Origin of the sequence: Streptomyces sp. RFCAC02 (assembly GCF_004193175.1) — a bacterium.
Classification (GTDB): Bacteria; Actinomycetota; Actinomycetes; order Streptomycetales; family Streptomycetaceae; genus Streptomyces.
Genome location: NZ_SAUH01000001.1, coordinates 1,395,682 through 1,413,071, shown reverse-complemented (window position 1 = coordinate 1,413,071; position 17,390 = coordinate 1,395,682). Strand labels below are relative to the sequence as shown.

General features: G+C 74.8%; 17 protein-coding genes and 1 pseudogene. 8 read left to right on the top strand and 10 right to left on the bottom strand.

Going from position 1 to position 17,390, the window contains the following annotated elements; all coding sequences use genetic code 11:
* The first annotated feature begins 130 nt into the window (after positions 1-130).
* From EMA09_RS06410 to EMA09_RS06380, 4 genes are all read left to right on the top strand, one after another.
* The gene (locus EMA09_RS06410) at positions 131-340 is read left to right on the top strand and encodes a hypothetical protein (RefSeq protein WP_240796262.1); all 210 of its coding nucleotides are present in this window, start codon (positions 131-133) and stop codon (positions 338-340) included.
* Between the two features lie 497 nt (positions 341-837).
* Positions 838-2,544, top strand: coding sequence for a serine/threonine-protein kinase (locus tag EMA09_RS28615; RefSeq protein WP_240796261.1), 1,707 nt, complete (start codon positions 838-840; stop codon positions 2,542-2,544).
* Between the two features lie 48 nt (positions 2,545-2,592).
* Positions 2,593-3,066 (top strand): diadenosine tetraphosphate hydrolase, encoded by a 474-nt coding sequence (locus tag EMA09_RS06390; protein WP_129839720.1) that lies wholly within the window; start codon positions 2,593-2,595, stop codon positions 3,064-3,066.
* A 454-nt stretch (positions 3,067-3,520) separates the two neighbouring features.
* Positions 3,521-3,904 (top strand): hypothetical protein, encoded by a 384-nt coding sequence (locus EMA09_RS06380; protein WP_129839718.1) that lies wholly within the window; start codon positions 3,521-3,523, stop codon positions 3,902-3,904.
* 41 nt (positions 3,905-3,945) lie between these two features.
* Here the strand turns inward: EMA09_RS06380 and EMA09_RS06375 are convergent, their stop codons facing one another.
* The 5 genes from EMA09_RS06375 to EMA09_RS06350 form a co-directional block, all read right to left on the bottom strand.
* The gene (locus EMA09_RS06375; RefSeq protein WP_129839716.1) at positions 3,946-4,206 is read right to left on the bottom strand and encodes a hypothetical protein; all 261 of its coding nucleotides are present in this window, start codon (positions 4,204-4,206) and stop codon (positions 3,946-3,948) included.
* Positions 4,207-4,356: 150 nt separating this feature from the next.
* On the bottom strand, positions 4,357-4,995 hold the full coding sequence (locus EMA09_RS06370) for a helix-turn-helix transcriptional regulator (RefSeq protein ID WP_129839714.1): 639 nt from the start codon (positions 4,993-4,995) through the stop codon (positions 4,357-4,359).
* Positions 4,996-5,602: 607 nt separating this feature from the next.
* Positions 5,603-6,742, bottom strand: coding sequence for an NAD(P)/FAD-dependent oxidoreductase (locus EMA09_RS06360; RefSeq protein WP_129839710.1), 1,140 nt, complete (start codon positions 6,740-6,742; stop codon positions 5,603-5,605).
* A 150-nt stretch (positions 6,743-6,892) separates the two neighbouring features.
* Positions 6,893-7,579 carry a TetR/AcrR family transcriptional regulator gene (locus EMA09_RS06355; protein WP_129839708.1) on the bottom strand — a complete coding sequence of 229 codons (687 nt, stop codon included), beginning with the start codon at positions 7,577-7,579 and terminating at the stop codon, positions 6,893-6,895.
* Positions 7,580-7,616: 37 nt separating this feature from the next.
* Positions 7,617-8,033 carry a nuclear transport factor 2 family protein gene (locus EMA09_RS06350; RefSeq protein ID WP_129839706.1) on the bottom strand — a complete coding sequence of 139 codons (417 nt, stop codon included), beginning with the start codon at positions 8,031-8,033 and terminating at the stop codon, positions 7,617-7,619.
* Between the two features lie 96 nt (positions 8,034-8,129).
* On the opposite strand from EMA09_RS06350, the gene EMA09_RS06345 reads away from it, so the two are divergent.
* On the top strand, positions 8,130-8,744 hold the full coding sequence (locus tag EMA09_RS06345; RefSeq protein WP_346655811.1) for a TetR/AcrR family transcriptional regulator: 615 nt from the start codon (positions 8,130-8,132) through the stop codon (positions 8,742-8,744).
* 3 nt (positions 8,745-8,747) lie between these two features.
* On the opposite strand, the gene EMA09_RS06340 is transcribed toward EMA09_RS06345, so the two are convergent.
* Positions 8,748-9,410 (bottom strand): VTT domain-containing protein, encoded by a 663-nt coding sequence (locus EMA09_RS06340; protein ID WP_129843869.1) that lies wholly within the window; start codon positions 9,408-9,410, stop codon positions 8,748-8,750.
* A 239-nt stretch (positions 9,411-9,649) separates the two neighbouring features.
* On the opposite strand from EMA09_RS06340, the gene EMA09_RS06335 reads away from it, so the two are divergent.
* Both EMA09_RS06335 and EMA09_RS06330 read left to right on the top strand, forming a co-directional pair.
* Positions 9,650-10,201, top strand: a complete 552-nt coding sequence (locus tag EMA09_RS06335) for a superoxide dismutase family protein (protein ID WP_240796260.1) — start codon at positions 9,650-9,652, stop codon at positions 10,199-10,201.
* 189 nt (positions 10,202-10,390) lie between these two features.
* Positions 10,391-10,594 (top strand): hypothetical protein, encoded by a 204-nt coding sequence (locus tag EMA09_RS06330; protein WP_129839702.1) that lies wholly within the window; start codon positions 10,391-10,393, stop codon positions 10,592-10,594.
* Here the strand turns inward: EMA09_RS06330 and EMA09_RS06325 are convergent.
* Both EMA09_RS06325 and EMA09_RS06320 read right to left on the bottom strand, forming a co-directional pair.
* The gene (locus tag EMA09_RS06325; RefSeq protein ID WP_129839700.1) at positions 10,567-11,229 is read right to left on the bottom strand and encodes an HAD-IA family hydrolase; all 663 of its coding nucleotides are present in this window, start codon (positions 11,227-11,229) and stop codon (positions 10,567-10,569) included. The two genes, EMA09_RS06330 and EMA09_RS06325, sit on opposite strands and share 28 nt — an antisense overlap.
* A gap of 201 nt (positions 11,230-11,430) precedes the next feature.
* Positions 11,431-13,476, bottom strand: coding sequence for an MDR family MFS transporter (locus EMA09_RS06320; protein ID WP_129839698.1), 2,046 nt, complete (start codon positions 13,474-13,476; stop codon positions 11,431-11,433).
* Between the two features lie 240 nt (positions 13,477-13,716).
* Here EMA09_RS06320 and EMA09_RS28605 point away from each other — a divergent pair, with 240 nt between their 5' ends.
* A complete protein-coding gene (locus EMA09_RS28605; protein WP_129839696.1) occupies positions 13,717-14,856 on the top strand; it encodes a peptidoglycan-binding domain-containing protein in 1,140 nt (379 codons plus the stop codon).
* Positions 14,857-14,860: 4 nt separating this feature from the next.
* Here EMA09_RS28605 and EMA09_RS06310 read toward each other — a convergent pair whose 3' ends face one another.
* Both EMA09_RS06310 and EMA09_RS06305 read right to left on the bottom strand, forming a co-directional pair.
* Positions 14,861-15,682, bottom strand: coding sequence for an ECF transporter S component (locus EMA09_RS06310; protein WP_129839694.1), 822 nt, complete (start codon positions 15,680-15,682; stop codon positions 14,861-14,863).
* A pseudogene (locus EMA09_RS06305) lies at positions 15,679-17,324 on the bottom strand (ATP-binding cassette domain-containing protein). The gene EMA09_RS06310 and the pseudogene EMA09_RS06305 overlap by 4 nt, the downstream one beginning before the upstream one ends.
* Between the last annotated feature and the right edge of the window lie 66 nt (positions 17,325-17,390).

The following is a 17,390-nucleotide window of genomic DNA, read 5'->3' as shown; positions in this document are numbered from 1 at the left end:
AGCAGGAAGGCCCGTGACCGGCTCCCCCGGATGCGTCCGTCACGAGAGATCCGGGGTCGGTGCGCGGGAACGGAGCCGGGCCGGTGCGCGTCCTCGTCGGTGACGGACGCCCGGCTCCAGGGGGGAGGCGGTGACAGGGCTCGCGGTCTTCATGTTCATCGCACTGCTGGCCGGGCTCGCGTGGCTCGGCCGGCCCGACAGGGGCGGTTCGTGGGGCGGCCCCGAGGACCGCCGACGCGGCGGCCGGAGCCGTCACCGGCCGGGCGGCGGGGACACCGGCTGGTTCGACGGCGGGAACGACGACGGGGGCGGCGGCGGTTGCGGAGGCGGCGGCGAGTGAGCCGCCCGGCAGGGACGGAGACGGCGTGACACTCATGGGGTACCTCGGCCTTGCCGCGCTGCTGGTCGGATGGACGCTGCTGGGCCTCTTCCCCACGTGATCCCGCCCGACCGGCGCGCCCGGCCCGAACTGCCGTGCCGGCACGGGGAACGGCCGGGCACCGGGCCGCGTCCCAGTGGATGACGGGCAATCAGCTCACGCGCGAAGGGGGTAGCGGCGTGATCCTGTTGGGGGCATTCGTTCTTGTCGCGCTGTTGGTCGGGATCGTCTGGTTCCGTGCGCCCGGCGCCGGTCCGCGGAAGCGGGACCACCGGAACGACGGCGGCTCGTCCGGCCACAGCCCCGGCGGCGGGTGCGGCGGCGGTACGGGCTGTGGCGGAGGCGGCGGCTGCGGAGGTGGTTGCGGCGGAGGAGGGTGACGGCGGACCCGGGCGCCCGGCGCCCGGCCGCCCCTACGATGACCGGAGATCCGAACCCGCGCAGTGAGGGGGACACGCGTGACGGAACCGGGGTCCGGCCCACCGCCCGCCGACCAGGTCCGGCCGCTCCAGCCGCAGGACCCGCGCGAGGTCGCCGGCCACGCCCTGCACGGCCGCCTCGGCACCGGCGGCATGGGCACCGTCTACTTCGCCACGGCCCCGGACGGCCGCCCGGTCGCCCTCAAGCTGGTGCACACCCAGCTCGCCGAGGACCCGCTGTTCCGGCGGCGGTTCGAGCACGAGGTCAGGGCGGCCCGGCGGGTGCACGGCCGGTTCCTGGTCCCGCCGGTCGCCAGCGACACCGACGCCGCCGTGCCCTGGCTGGCCACCGCGTACGTCCCGGGTCCCTCGCTGCTGACGGCCGTGGCCGCGCACGGTCCGCTGCCGCAGGACGCGGTGGTCCGGCTGACCGCCGGGGTCGCCGAGGCGCTGGCGACGATCCACGCGGCCGGGGTCGTGCACCGCGACCTCAAGCCGGGCAATGTGCTGCTGGCCGCCGACGGGCCGGCCGTCATCGACTTCGGCATCGCGCGTGCGGCCGACGCCACCTCGCTGACCAGCGCCGAGTCACGCGTCGGCACCCCGGCGTTCATGGCGCCCGAGCAGATCGTGGGCCACGGCTCGGTGACGGCCGCGGTGGACGTGTTCGCCCTCGGACTGACCGCCGCGTTCGCCGCCGCCGGCAGCCACCCGTTCGGTGAGGGTGCCACGCCCGCGCTCCTCTACCGGATCATCAACGAGGAGCCCGACCTGGGCGGCTGCCCGGCCGGGCTGCGCGACCTGATCGGCGCCTGCCTGGCGAAGGACCCCGGCGACCGCCCGGCCCCGGCCGCCGTCGTCGAGTCCTGCCGCGAACTGGCCGGGACGATGGGCCTGCCCGACCACCTGCCCGGCACCGGCTGGCTCCCCGCCCGGCTGGTCGCTACGGCCGCGCCGCCACCGGTCGCGCCGGCTCCCGCCCTGCCGCCGCACTATCCGCCGCACATCCTGTCCGCGCCGGTCCCCGGGCCGCTCACCACCGTCTCGCCGCACCGGCCGGCCACCCGGCCCGGCGGGCGCCGCGACGGCCGCCGGGCCGCTCTCGCGGCCCTGGGCACCGTGACCGCCGCCGTACTGGCCGTCGTCCTGACCGCCGTCCTGACCAGCGGCGGCGGCTCCGACGACGACCGCGCCGCTCAGGACGACCTGTCGCTCACCTCGTCGCCGCCGTCGTGGACCCCGGACCCGGAACCGCCGACGGCCGACAGGACCACTCCGGAACCGGATCCCGAGACCGAGACCGAGACCGAACCGGAGACCGAACCGGAGACGGAATCCGAGCCCGAACCCGACCCCACCACCGAGGAAGCGGCCGAGGAACCGCCCCCCGACGATGACGCCCGCGACACACCGGACAACACCCCGGCCGGCATCGAGATCCTCAGCTTCGTCACGCTCTACGACGACTCCTGTGCCTGCGAGGTCGGTTACGCCGAGATCGGGGTGGACGGCATCGACGCGGACTCCTGGGTCGTCGTGGACTGGTACCTGGACGGCACGTTCCAGGACGTCCGGATCTCCGACGACCTCGCCGGGCCGAGCGAGTTCGTCGCCCTGGAGTACCCCTACCCGACCGACGACTGCTTCCTGACCTACTCCATCGAGGCCACCCTCTACCCGTCCGGCCTCTCCGCCACCGCCGACTACAGTGCCTGCGCGGACTTCCCACCACCCCTCCTGGACTGAGACCGTGCCCGTGACCATGACTCGACGCTCAGGGAGGCCGCGCCGACCGTGACGGGTGACTGGCGGAAGGACCGGATCGGCAGCGCGCTCCGGGGTGAGAATCCGACGGTGCTGCGGCGGCTCGGGGCCGGCTTCGCGGTGGTCGGGGACGTTCAATTCCTGCCCGGATATTCGGTGCTGCTGGCCGATGACCCCGCTGTCGGGCGACTGTCGGAGCTGCCCCGGCGCAGGCGGTCGGCCTTCCTGGCCGACATGGACCGGCTCGGGGAGGCCGTCGAACGCGCCTGCGGCCGGCTGGATCCGGCCTTCCGGCGGGTCAACCTCGAAATCCTCGGGAACACCGACCCGTTCCTGCACGTGCATGTGTGGCCGCGGTACGCATGGGAGCCCGGCGGACTCGCGGGCGGACCCGTGTGGCTGTACCCGCGTGAGCGGTGGAGCGACGAACGGTACGCGCTCGGCCGGCGGCACGACGCGCTGCGCGGGGCGATCGGCGAGGAGCTGGACCGCCTCGCGGGCTGACGATCCGCAGCGCAGCGGGTTCGCCCGTGGATCGAGGAACGCGGGGAACGGACGGGTGCCCGGCGGCGTCCCTGTTGGTGACTGGCAATCAGTTCTCTTCTGCGTTGGGGGGCGCGTCGTGGACGGGTCGGGTTTTCTCTTCATCGCCGGGCTGTGGATCGGACCCGTCCTCCTCGCCGGGGTGTGGGTCGGGATCGTCTGGTTCGTCTTCTTCAGGCGCGGGGGTTCCGGGGGAAGACGCCGCCGGAACAACGGCGGCGGCTGGTCCGGCCACAGCGGTGGCGGCGGTTGCGGTGGCGGTTCGAGCTGCGGCGGAGGCGGCGGCGGTGGCGGGTGCGGGGGCGGCGGGGGTGGTGGCGGAGGAGGGGGCTGACCGGACACCGCGTGATCCCCGCCGGTGGCCGGGTACCCGTAGGTGAGTCCCAACTCGCCAATGAAAAACGGGAGTCACGTCATGCGGGAACTCGCGAGGGCAGGTTCCATGATCCCCGACGCCTGGCTGCCCTGGGTGCTCGTCGTCGGCGTCGTGTGCGTCGCCCTCGCCGTCCTCCTCGGGCGCCGTGAACTCCGAAGACAGCGGAAGGCGGTGGAATCGGGGCGCATGTCCCAGGAGGAGTACGACGCGCGGCGCCGCCGCGACCGTGAACGGCAGGGCACCATCATCCGGCGCAGCATGCGTGTCGGCATCCCGGTGGCCGTGATCCTCGCGCTGGTCGGCGTGGCGATGATGGTGACCGGGGAGCCGTCCGCCGGGCTGGCGTGCGTCGCGATGGCGGCGGGATACGGCCTGCTGTGGACGCTGCTGATCAAGTCGGCGCGGCGCCGGGGCCAGATCTGAGCGGGGCGCCCGGGGCGACCGGCCGCGGGCGCCCCGGGCGTTCAGGTCCCGGACACGGCCCCGGCGCTGTTGCGGTCGCCGACGAACCGGGCCGCGAGGCCCTTGATGAGGGAACCGACGGCGGCGATGCCGGCGGCGCCGGCCGTTTCCCAGTAGCTTGCCGAGAACAGATCGGCCGGACCGGCCGCGACCGCGACACCGGCGGCCGCCACGACGAAGGTCGTCACCACGCGTTCGGCGAGATCGACGACGTAGGTGCGGACCGTACGGATGAGACCGGGAGAGGCGAGATCGGACTGCATGGCGGGCTCCACTCGTCAGGAAGCGCTTTCTCCCAGCGTTCCCGCTGGTGAGCCGGTCACTGACGCGGCGCCGCACTGCCCGGCTTACGGGTGACCGTTCGTACGCGCACCCGATTACCGCCCCCCGCCGTGCGGGTGTTCACGGGAGCCTCATGCGCCGGGCGGCCGGTCGTACTGCTGACGCGTCGACGGACTGGTGGATCTTTCCTGGAAGGTCATCTCCCACGGGCCGGTGTCCACTGTGAAATCCCTCGTGAAACCCACCCACTTGCCCGCCAGCCTGCGTCCGGTCAGGTCTGCCAGCATCTGGATCGCCCCGTGATACACGGCTCCCTGGTAGTAGCCGTCCACTGCCGTCTGTTCGACCCAGTTACCCGTGATCACAGGGCCTTTCACCGTGAGATCGAGAGAGACCGGGGAGTCGTTCGACAGGGGCAGACTCTCCATGCTGATGCGGGATCCCTGTTGCTGGACGACGACGAAGTGTTCCCGGCTGACTTCGCCCTTCCGGGTGCTCGAATAGGTATACCTGCTCAACCAAATACCGGATACGTCGATGCCCGGGAGTTCTTCCGGGGCGGTGAGTTCCTCCTGCTCCAGGCCAAGCGCCTCGGCTATGGCCGGAAGCCATTCGCGGGGAGTCCGTTTCCCCTTTTCATAGCGGTAGATCTCCTGACGCCCCAGCGTGTTGGCGGCCACTCCTGCGGCGCGGCAGGTCTCCTTGGCCACCTTCTCCTGAGTCCAGCCGAGTTCTTCCCGCCGCTTGCGGATACGGTCACCGATGCCCATGACGAAGGAGTATGGCCTACGGCCGGCCTACAAGAGGCTGACTCCTGGTCGCTGGACGGGCACGCACCGCATGCGGGAACTTCGGGGCCATGGAGAGGAAAGCAACTCCGGCGCAGGCGGCTGCCCCCCATGTCGGCGCACTTGCCCAGGACACCAGGCGGGGCAAGGTCGGTCAGGTGGTGGAGCGCGAAGAGTCGCGTGTCTGTCTGCGGCCACCCGGCGGCGGCCCGAAGTGGGACGCCCGGCCGGAGGACGTGAGACCCCTGACCAGGGCCGAACACCTGAGCGCTCGCGTCGCCGAGGTGAACGCCCGCAGCCGCAGGGGCCGGGGATGAGCCGCCGGTCGATCATCAAGTCCGCCGACTGGGTGCTCACCGTGGGGGGTGGGGAGGGGGCACCAGGGGCGATCTTCAGTGTGGAATGCATGACATGCCATCAGGCGTCCGCGCCCGTTGACGACGATCGGGTCGCCGCCGAGTCGTGGGCGCTCAAGCACACGCTCATGAATCCCATGCACCGGTTGTTCAAGCTGCTCACGGAAAGTTACTGGCGAACCGGACCCGCCTCCGAGGAGTAGGCCGCGGCGATGCGGTGTGCGGGGTCGGCCTCAGTCCGTCGTGGGGACGGTGAAGAAGTCGATCATGCGTGCGAGGCCGTCGTCGCCGAACATCGTCTCCAGGCTGGCGGCCGACTCCGCGGCGGCGGCCTCGCCGCGGCGGAAGAGCGCCTTCTCGTAGCCGGTCAGCGCGGTCTCGGTGTCGCCGGGGTGCGCGGCGAGCGCGCGGCCCAGTTCGGCTCCGTCGAGCATGGCCAGGTTGGCGCCCTCCCCGGCGAAGGGGGACATCAGGTGCGCCGCGTCGCCGAGCAGCGTCACGCCCGGGACACGGGGCCACGCCTGTCCGACCGGCAGGGCGTGGATGCGGCGCGGCACCAGCGGGCCGTCCGCGTCCGCGACGAGACGGCGGAGGTCCTCGTCCCACCCGTCGAAGTGCGCGAGGACGGCGGCCTTGGCGGCGGCGGTGTCGGCGAAGTCGACGGTGTCCGGCCAGCCCTCGTCGGCCCGGAGGGCGGTGTACACGTGCAGGCTGCCGTCGGTCTCGCGGTGGGCCAGGCAGCCGCGCCGGTCGCCGAGGCAGAAGAAGAGCCCGCCGCCGACGACCGCGGCGGCGCGCGGGTGGCGGGTGTCCGCGTCCAGCAGGTCCGTCTCGACGAAGGAGATGCCGGTGTACGCGGGCACGGCGGCCGACAGCAGGGGCCGGACGCGCGACCAGGCGCCGTCGGCGCCGATGAGGAGGTCCGTGGTGATGGCCGAGCCGTCGGCGAACGTCACCTCGTGCCGGCCGCCGGTGAGCGGGCGGGCGGCGACGGCCTTGCGGCCCCAGCGGACCGTGCCGTCCGGCAGGGAGCCGAGGAGCAGGGCGCGCAGGTCGCCCCGGTCCACCTCGGGACGGCCCCGGCTCGCGGTGCCGGGTTCGTCGATGTGGACGGTGCCGTCCGGGCCGAGCAGGCGCATGGCCTCGCCGCCCTCGTGGATGATCCGGCGGAAGCCGTCGTGGAGGCCGGCCGCGCGCAGCGCCTCCTGGCCGGTGTCCTCGTGGATGTCGAGCATCCCGCCCTGGGTGCGGGCGGCGGCCGACGCCTCCAGGTCGAGGACGGCCGCCTCGATGCCGTTGACGTGCAGGACACGGGCCGCGGTGAGGCCGCCCAGGCCCGCGCCGATGATCGCGATGGGGAAGTGGGTACGCATGGGCACCTCCTGAATCGTGCGCCGGGGCGCGGTGGGCCGCCCGGGACGGAGGCCGGGGGCGTCGGGAGTCCCACCGTAACGAACGCGTTCGTCACGAACAAGTTCGTCCCAGGGTGTCGTGCCCCACGGTCCGGGTGGAGCGGGCAGGGATCAGGCGCCGGGGACGGGGGTGGCCACCACGCCGTTGATCAGTGCGTCGAAGTTCCAGGCCAGCCGTCCCCCGGCGCCGCTGATGAGGGCCGGCATGTGGGCCTTGATCGCCGGGTACGTGCTCTCGTCGGCGGCGTGCAGGGCGCGGGTGAGCGCGTCCCAGTCGTCCCGGGCCGCCGGGTCCTGTGCCCGGGTGGACTGCTCGGCCGCGGTGGCGGTGGCCGCAAGCAGCAGCGTGTCGACGCCCCAGGCCACCTGTCCGGCGGCGGCACCGCTGCGGGCGAGCAGGGCGAGGACGCGGTTCACCAGGCGCAGGTAGTTCGGGCCGCTGGGGCGCGCCACGAGGGCCGACCGGGCGAGCTGCGGATGCTGGAACAGCACCATGGTGTAGGAGGTCAGCACGGTCAGGAGCCGCCCGCGCCAGTCGTCCTCGCGTCCCTCGTCGGCGAGGTCGACCTCGCCGAGCAGCGCGTCGAGCACGGCAGCGTGGAGTTCGGCGGTGTTGGCGACGTACACGTAGAGCGAGGCCGGGCCGGTGTCCAGCTCCTGCGCCAGCCGGCGCATGGTGACCTTCTCCAGCCCGTCGGCGCGCATGATCCGCACGGCGGTGTCCACGATCCCCTGCCGGGACAGGGCGGGCTTCGCGGGACGCTCCCTGCGGCTGACCGGTTCTCCTCGCGTGCTCACGCGCCGATCGTAACGAACGCGTTCGTGCCGCCGGCCGTCACGCCGGTGCGTCCCGCTCGCCGGCCGTGGCGGCGGGAAGGGCGCGGGTGAGCATGTGCGACCGGCGCATGCGCCCGTCGGGCTCGAACCGGCCGAAGAAGCACACCTCGATCGCCAGGTCCTTGCCCCGCTGCGTCACGTGCAGGGTGTACCGGGCGGCGATCCGGTCCCCGTCCGCGATCGCCTCGTGCACCTCCACCCGGCTGCTGGGCCGGTTCTTGCGGACCGGGCGGGTGTGGGCGATGAGCGTGTCGCGGTCCATCCGGTGCCCGTCGGCGATCTGGACGATGTCCGGGGTGTGGTACCGGTCGACGATCCGTGCCGGGTCCTCGTCGCTCCGCAGCAGGTCCGCGGTGAACGAGGTGAAGAAGTCGGCGATGAACCGCCGGGGATCGGTGTCGCGGAGCGGGCGCATGGCGTTCTCCCGGGAAGCGGTGGCGTGCGCGGCGATCTCTTACGCGCTGTAAGATATGCGCTGACCCGAAACTCTGACAAGGTGTAAGGGATAGATGTGTCTCCGTCCCCCAACCGCCGCGCTGACGCCCGCCGCAGCAGGGCCGCCGTCCTCGACGCCGCCGTCCGGGTCCTCGACGCCGAGCCCGACGCCGGCCTCGCGGCGATCGCCGCCGCCGCGGGGCTGACCCGGCAGACGGTCTACGCGCACTTCCCCTCCCGGGAGCACCTGCTGCTCGCGGTCGTCGACCGGCTCACGGAGGAGACCGTCGAGGCCATGGACGCCGCCGACCCGGACACGGGACCCGCCGCGGACGCCCTGCTGCGCCTGCTCGACGCCGGAGCGCGGACGAGCCGGCGCCACCACCCCGTCCTGCTGCGGAGGATCGGCGAGCTTCCCGCCGGTCCGCGGGACGACGCGGAGCGGCACGCGCCCATCGCGGACCGGATCGGACGCGTCGTTGTGCGCGGCCGGGAGACGGGGGAGTTCGACGACCGGCTGCCCGTCGGCTGGCTGGTCGCCGCGGCCATCGCGCTGGCGCACACCGCGTACGGGGAGCAGGACGCCGGCCGGCTCACCGAGTCCGGGGCACGGGACGCGCTGCGCGTCGCCGTGCTCCGCCTCCTCGGCGCGGCCGGCGACCCGGACGGCCGTCCGTCGCGGCCCCGCTGAGCGTCAGGGGGCGGGCATGGTGGAGGGCGCGGTGCCCTGGTCGGGGTGGGAGGAGGGGCGCATCAGGCGGACGGCGATGAAGCCCGCCACGAGCAGCGCCACGAGCGACAGGCCGGTCGCGATCCAGCTCGCGCCCAGCAGGTGCCCGCCGAGGTAGCCGAGGCCGACGCTGTACACCGTCCACACGACGGCCGCCAGGGCCGACCAGGGCAGGAAGTCCCGCTTGCGGCGCCCGGCCACGCCGGCGCCGAGGCTCACCACGGCACGGCCCGCCGGCGCGAACCGCGCCAGCACGACCAGCGCGCCGCCGCCCCGCTTCAGCGCCGCCTCAAGACGCGACTGCGCCGTCCGCAGGCGGCGGGAACGGGAGATCGCGCCGTCGAAGCGCCGGCCGCCGTGCAGGGCGGCCACGTACGCCAGCAGGTCGCCGAGGACCGACGCGGTGATCGCGCACACGCAGAGCAGGAAGAGCTGGGGGAGGTGCGTGTTCGCGCCGGGGCCCGGCAGCCCGGCGACGTCGGCCGCCGTGCCGGCCGCCACCGTCGCCGCCGCCACGACCAGCGCGCCGCTGGGCAGGACGGGCACGAAGACATCGAGCAGGATGGACGCCGCGACGACGACGTAGATCCACGGGGCGTAGAGCAGTACCCCCAAGGTCTCCTGCACCATGCTCCCCGTTTCCCAGTGCGCCCACCCCGTCGTGCGGTCCCCTGCGGGTGGGCGGCGCGTAGCTTCTAGGACGCGCTGTCGAACGTATAGGTTCCGCCGTAAAGCGTACGCCTGCGTCCCTCACGCGGTGCACATGGGTGCGTGTGGCGCTGCTCTCGCACGGCCCGCGGGCAGGGTGGGTGCCAGCGGCGCGCCGACCGTGGCGCGCGGACGGTGTGCGAGGGAGTTGGGCAGTGGTGAGAACGCTGGTCACGGGCGGTTTGGCGGCGGCACTGGCGGCGGCGGCCCTCGCGGTCGCCCCCGCGGGCGCGGCCGACGCGGAGCACTGGCTGCGGGCGCGCGGCGAGTTCGCGCCGGTCGGCGAGGACGGGACGGTGCCGCAGGCGGTGACGTACGACGAGGCGCTCGTCCCGGCCGGGGCGGAGATCCGGGTCGGGCAGCGGGTGGTGGGGGAGCGGATGGTCGTCGACCTGTCGCTCGGCGGCCTGGTGCCCGGGCACGCGTACGGGGTGCACGTCCACACAGACCCGTGCGGCGCCGACCCGGAGGCGGCCGGGCCGCACTACCGGCACATGGAGTCCGGCCAGCCGCGGGCGGCGAACGAGGTGTGGCTCGACGTGACGGCGAACGGCGACGGCGGGGCGACGGCCGTGGCGACGCGGGAGTGGGTGTTCCGGTCCGGCGGCGCGGGCTCCGTCGTCCTGCACGAGCACCACAGCGACCAGGACGGCGGCGCGGGCAAGCGGGTGGCCTGCTTCACCGTGCCGTTCGCGGGGCCGGGCGAGTAACGGGAGCGGACGACCGGCCGCCGGCCTGGAGCGGGCGCACCAGGAGTACCAGGCGGGCGTTCGACGCCCGCGACCACGCGGCGGTGGAGTCGGTGTTCGCGCCCGGCTTCCACAGCCATCCGCTGGGCGCGGACGGGCACGCGGCCGTCGTCGCGGCGTGGCGGCGGCTCCACGGGGCGTACCCCCGGCATGTGGGTCGCCGTGGAGGACATGGTCGTCGAGGGCGGCACGGACGCCGTCCGCACGAGTGTGCACCGCGGTGAAGGGGGAGAGCTGTCCGTGATGCTGGAGATGTTCCGCGTACGGGACGGGCGCATCACGGAGCTGTGGGGCCTGTCCGGGGCACCGCGCCCCCGGGCCGGGGGTCAGGACTCGTCGATCACCACGAGGTAGGTGCCGTCGCCCGACGGTTCGACGGTGACGCGTTCCAGCGTGTCCACGGTGACGGTCGGCTTGTGCTCGGCGGCCCCGCGTCCGACGCCGATGACCCGCATGCCGGCCGCGCGGCCCGCCGCGACGCCGGCGGCCGAGTCCTCGAGGACCAGGCAGTCGGCGGGGTCGAGGCCGAGTTCGGCGGCGCCCTTGAGGAAGCCCTCGGGGTCCGGCTTGCTCGCGCCGACCTGCTCCGCCGTGACGCGTACCGCCGGCATCGGCAGCCCGGCCGCCGTCATGCGCGCGGTGGCGAGCGGCAGGTCGGCCGACGTGACGAGTGCGTGCGGCGCCCCGCGCAGCGCGGCGAGGAACTCGGGGGCGCCGGGCACGGGCACGATGCCGTCCACGTCCGCCATCTCCTTGGCGAGGTGGCGGCGGCCGTCCTCCAGGTTGCGTTCCATCGGGCGGTCGGGCAGCAGCTCCGCCATCGACGCCCACGCCTGCCGGCCGTGGACGAACGGCAGGATCGCCTCCGGGTCGAAGCCGTGCTCGACGGCCCACTCGCCCCACACCCGCGCGACGACGGCCTCGGAGTTCACGAGGGTGCCGTCCATGTCGAGGAGGAAGCCGCGGACGGTCAGTCGGGCGGTGCGCATGGCGGACGGCTCCAGACGGGGGGAGGGGGAACGGGGGCCGGGCGCTGCCGGTGAAGCCAGTGGCCCCGCCCAGCCTTGGTCGGGGACGAGGGCGGAACCACTTTGTTTTCACACGGTACAAAAGGGGGGTGCCGTTTGGCCAGTCCGGGCGCGCGTCTTCCGCGGCCGTTCACCGGCCGTTCGTTCGCCGCCCGGTCCCCCTCACGCGCGCCAGCGCGCCTCGCGGTCACCGCGCTCCGCGCTCAACTCGCCCACCAGCTCCGCCAGGTCGCGCGGCCGGTCTGGCCCCCACCAGTCGCCGAGCAGGCGGGCGAGCTGCCGCTCCCTGGCCGCCGCGAGCCGCGCCGCCACGGCCCGCCCCCGTTCCGTCGTGATGAGGTACGTGCCGTCCCGCACGGCCAGATGCCGCCTCTCCAACTGCCGGGCGGCCCGTGCCGCGACGCCGAGGGACAGGCGCGCGCGCCGGGCGAGCCGTTCCGGATCGACCCAGCCGTGCTCGTCCACGCGCAGCAGCAGCCAGCAGGCGGCCGGCAGCAGGTCCTCGCCCGCGTCGGCGGCGATCCGCCCGTACAGCTCGCGGCGCCCCGCGCGGCTGCCGAGGAGGGAAAGCGCCCGCGCGCACTCGTCGCACGACGACCGCTGCACCGGGTTCGGCGGAATCGTCTCGCCCATGTCGGGCGCCCGGACGCTGCCGCGCAGCGTGTCCTCCCGCAGCAGCCACGCCAGCAGGTGCGCCACGACCACGACGGGCACCGCGTACAGGAACACGTCCGTGATCGCGTCCGAGTACGCCGACAGCACGCGCGTCCGCACCCCGCCCGGCAGCCCGCCGACGCCCCGCGGGTCGCGCGCCAGCGACCCGGGGGTCACCCCGTCCGGCAGCCGCACGCCGCGCAGCGCGGCCGTGAGGTTGTCCGTGAGCCGGTTCGTGAAGACCGTCCCGAAGATCGCGACGCCGAAGGCCGCGCCGATCGACCGGAAGAACGTCACGCCCGAGGTGGCCACGCCCAGGTCCCGGTAGGGCACCGCGTTCTGCACGGCGAGGACGAGGACCTGCAGCACGAGCCCGATGCCGAGGCCGAAGACGGCGAACACGAGGCTCATCGCCAGGTTCGAGCTGTCCTCGTCCAGGGTGTGCAGCAGCAGCATCCCGACCGCCGTGACGGCCGTGCCCGCGACCGGGTACACCTTCCACCGGCCGGTGCGGCTGATGAGCTGCCCGGACACCGTGGACGACAGCAGCAGCCCGAAGACCACCGGCAGCAGGTGCACGCCCGACAGGGTCGGTGTCACGCCGTGCACGACCTGGAGGAACGTCGGCAGGTAGGTGAACGCGCCGAACATCGCCCACCCGATGACGAAGCCGATCGCGCAGCACAGCACGAACGTCCGCACCCGCGCGAGCGCCGGCGGCAGGACGGGCTCGGCGGCGCGCCGCTCCACCCGCACGAAGGCGGCGGCGCACAGCACGCCGAGGAGCGCCGTCAGCGCCACCTCCCAGGAGTCCCACTCCCAGGTCGAGCCGCCGAGCGACGTGACGACGACCAGGCAGGCGGCGGCCGCCGCGATGAGGAACGTGCCGGCGTAGTCGATGGTGTGACGCCTCGGCGGCACCGGCACGCGCAGGAAGGCGGCGATGACGACGAGCGCGACGAGCCCGACCGGGAGGTTGATGTAGAAGACCCAGCGCCAGCTCAGGTGGTCCACGAACAGGCCGCCGAGCAGCGGCCCCAGCACGCTCGTCGCGCCGAACGCCGCGCCGAACAGGCCCTGGTAGCGGCCGCGGTCCCGGGGCGGCACGAGGTCCCCGACGATCGCCATCGACAGGACGATCAGCCCGCCGCCGCCCAGGCCCTGCAGGAAGCGGAACGCGATGAGCTGCGGCATGTCCTGCGCCTGGCCGCACAGCGCCGAGCCGGCCAGGAAGATGACGATGGCGGCCTGGAACAGCCGCTTGCGTCCCCACTGGTCGCCCAGCTTGCCCCACAGCGGGGTGCCGGCGGTCGAGGCGAGGAGGTACGCGGTGACGACCCAGGAGAGGTGGTCGAGCCCGCCGAGGTCACCGACGATCGTCGGCAGGGCCGTCGCCACGATCGTCTGGTCGAGGGCGGCGAGGAACAGGCCGGAGAGCAGCGCCCCGAGCGACAGGTAGAGCCGGCCGTGTGCGGGGGACGCCGCGTCGGCGTCGTCGGGACGGGCGGCACCGGGCGGATCGGCGCGGGTGCCGGGGGAGGGGTGTGCGGTCATGGGCCGGGCCGCCTCCTCGCGTCGGGCCGGGGGAATGTCGATTCAGGAGGACTTTTCGGTGAGTTCCGTGGAGGCTTGATCGTTTTTCTTGGATGGCTACGGCCTCCTCGCCTTATTTTGTCGCTCTTGTCCCGCTTCGGCTTCTTGGGCAAGAGCCCTCCGCGACGCGTGGGGGTGGTGCATAATCGCTGCCAACGACGGGGACCGGGCACGGGACGCGGAGGGGGAAGGGGAGGCGTGGTGACCGACCAGCCCGACTGTTTGATCTGCGGTCGTCCCCCACTGGCCTCCGGGGACCCGGCCTGCGACTGCCTCACGCACTCCCTCTCCCGGCGCGTCGATCCGCCGTGCCACGGCCCGGATCCGGCCGACGTCGCCCTCTTCCCGCTGGACCCGCCGCCGAGGCGGCAGGCCGTCTGGAACCCGGTCCGCCCGCCGGCGCGCACCCCGGCGCCCGCGCAGCCGGCCGCGCCCCCCGCCCCCGACACCCCGGACGAACGCGTCCCCCGCGCGGCCGCGCGCCGTCCGCCGCCCGCCACGCACCGCAAGCCGCGCCGCCGCACCCGGGCCGCCCTGGCCGCCGGGGGAGCGGTGGCCGCCGTGGTGGGGACGACGGCGCTCGCCGCTTCCCTGCTCGGACAGGGCCGTCCGGGTGGCGGCGAGCGCGGCGCGACCGACGACCCGGCCCTGACCCTGCCGGACGGCGGCGGCGCCGAGGACGTGTGGACGTCCGACGACGGCGTCACCGCCCCTCCCCTCCCCACCGACGACCCCTCTGCCGACGGGCGCGGGCACACGGACGAGGAGCCCGACCCCGACACCGTGACCACCGGGCCGCAGGGCGACGGCGGCGGCACGGGCAGCGGCGAGCACGACGGCGCGGGCGGCGGGTCCGGCACCGGCACCCGGAGCACCTCCGGCTCCGGCGCCACCGCCGACCCCGGCGACCCGGCGGACGGCACGGAGCCGACGGCCCCCGAGGAGCCCGCGGAGGAGACGACCGAGCCGGCCGAACCCACCGACCCCGCGGAACCCACCGAGCCGGCCGACCCGACCGACCCCGCCGAACCCACCGAGCCGGCGGACCCCACGGACCCCACCGAGCCCGCGGAACCCACCGACCCCACGGACCCCACCGACCCCACCGAGCCGGCGGAACCCGTCCTCGCCCTGGGCGACGAGGGCACCGAGGTCGTCGAACTCCAGATGCGGCTCCGCCAGCTCGGCACCGTCTACACCGGCGACACCGACGGCGTGTTCGACGCCGAGACCCGCGCGGCCGTCGTCCTCTTCCAGCAGCGGTACGGCATCGAGGACGACCCCGAGGGCGTCTACGGCGCCGCCACCCGCGCCCTCCTGGAGCGGTACTCGACCGTCTGACGGCTCAGCCGCCGCCCGCCCCCGGCGGCTCGAACCGCGCCGCCGCGCCGAACGCGGCCCGCCGCGTCGCCCGCCGCAGCGCGCGCAGCACCGCCCCGCCGCACAGCAGCGTCAGCACCGTCGTCAGCAGGGCGCGCGGCACGTCCCAGCCGAGCGACGTGGCGAGGACGTACGCCCAGTACCGCCGCAGGTTCTCCGTCAGCGGATCGCCCGCCACGAACGAGATGCCGCTGCTGCCACCCGCCAGGTAGGGCCACCCCTGGAGGTTGATGACCAGCCCGTACGCCAGGGACGCCACCGCCCCGTACGCCGCCACCGCCAGCACCTCGGCACGGCCGCGCAGCCGCCCGCCGTCCGGGAGCAGCCCGGCCCCCATCGACACCCAGCCCATGGCCAGCATCTGGAACGGCAGCCACGGCCCGACGCCCCCCGTCAGCAGCGCCGACGCGAACAGCGTCACCGAGCCGAGCACGAACCCGAAACCCGGGCCGAGCGCCCGCCCGGCCACCACCATCAGGAAGAACATCGGCTCAAGACCGGCCGTGCCGGCGCCGAGCGGCCGCAGCGCCGCGCCCGCCGCCGCCAGCACCCCCAGCATGGCGACCGCCTTCGCGCCGAGCCCCGTGTCGGCGATCGTCGCCGCCACCACGGCCAGCATCAGCGGCAGCAGCAGCGCGAACAGCCACGGCGCGTCCGACGAGTGCGCCAGGTCGGAGCCGGGCGCCGCGAGCAGCGGCCAGCCGAAGCCGGCGACGCCGACCGCCGACACCAGCGCGAGCGCCGCCGCCGACCGCGGTCCGAGACCGATCACCGCGCCGCGCGTCACGACGCCGCCCCGCCGAGCGCCGCCGCGACCTGCCCGGTCGTCAGCCAGGGGACCCCGTCCCCGCCGTCCCCCAGCACCTTCGCCACCTGCGGCGCGAACGACGGCGAGCCCGTCACGACCTCGGCCGCCGGGCCGTCGGCGACGACCTCGCCGTCCGCGAGCACCACGACCCGGTGCGCGAGGTCGGCGGCCAGCTCCACGTCGTGCGTCGCGAGGACCACGCAGTGCCCGTCGGCGGCCAGGCCGCGCAGCACACCGGCCAGCCGTTCCTTGGCCGCGTAGTCGAGGCCGCGGGTCGGCTCGTCCAGCAGCAGGACGGGCGGCGCCGCCGTCAGGACCACGGCCAGGGCGAGCGCGAGCCGCTGCCCCTCGGACAGGTCCCTCGGGTGGGCGGCGGACCGTACCCCGGGCAGCAGGCGCGCCACGAGCGCGGCGCACGTCCCGGCTTGAGCTGCCGCGTCGGCGTCGGCCGCCGCGCACTCGGCCGCGACCGTCTCCTCGAACAGGAGGTCGCGCGGGTCCTGCGGGACCAGGCCGGCGTGCCGCAGCAGGACGGCGGGCGCGGCGCGGTGCGGGACGACCTGGGCGCCGCGCCCGGTGAGGGCGACGGTCCCGGACGCGGGCGCGTGCAGGCCGACGAGGGTGCGCAGCAGGGACGACTTGCCCGCGCCGTTGCGGCCCATCAGGGCGACCGTCTCCCCGGGCCTGACCACGAGGTCCACGCCGCGCAGCACCTCGGCGCGCCCGCGCCGCACCGTCAGCCCCCGCACGGTGAGCAGCGGCCCCGCGGCCGGGTCGGGCACGGCGGCCCCGGGCGCGGGGCGGCGGCCCGCGAGCCGTTCCCGAAGGGCGGGGGCGCGCCGCCGCGCGTCACGCACCGACAGCGGCGGCGGCGCCCACCCCGCCAACCGCCCCAGCTCCACCACGGGCGGTCTGACCGGAGAACGCGCGAGGAGGTCCGCCGGTTCCCCCAGCTCCGGCGGCTCGCCCGGCCCGCGCAACAGCAGGACGCTGTCCGCGTACTGGGCGACGCGCTCCAGCCGGTGCTCGGCCATCAGCACCGTCGTCCCCAGGTCGTGGACGAGCCGCTGGAGCACGGCGAGCACCTCCTCGGCCGCCGCCGGGTCCAGCGCGGACGTCGGCTCGTCCAGCACGAGGACGCGGGGGTGCGCAGTCAGGACGGAGCCGATCGCGACGCGCTGCTGCTGCCCGCCCGACAGCGTGGCGAGCGGCCGGTCGCGCAGGGCGGCGAGGCCGAGCAGGTCGAGCGTCTCCTCCACGCGCCGCCGCATCGTGTCCGGCGGTACGCCCAGGGACTCCATGCCGTAGGCGAGTTCGTCCTCGACGGTGTCGGTCACGAAGTGGGCGAGCGGGTCCTGCCCGACCGTCCCGACCACGTCGGCGAGGTCGCGCGGGCGGTGGGTGCGCGTGTCCCGCCCGGCGACCGTGACGCGGCCGCGCAGGGTGCCGCCGGTGAAGTGCGGCACGAGCCCGGACACCGCGCCGAGCAGCGTCGACTTGCCTGCCCCGAGGGGCCGACGAGCAGGCACAGTTCGCCCTCGGGGACGGTCAGGTCGAGGCCGGCCAGCGCTGGCCGGGCGGCCTCGGGGTAGGTGACGGAGACGTTCTCGAACCGGATCACCGCGCCCCCGCCCCCACCGGACGCGGTGCGCCGGGCCGGTGTGCCGTCGTCAGCGGGTGTGTCATC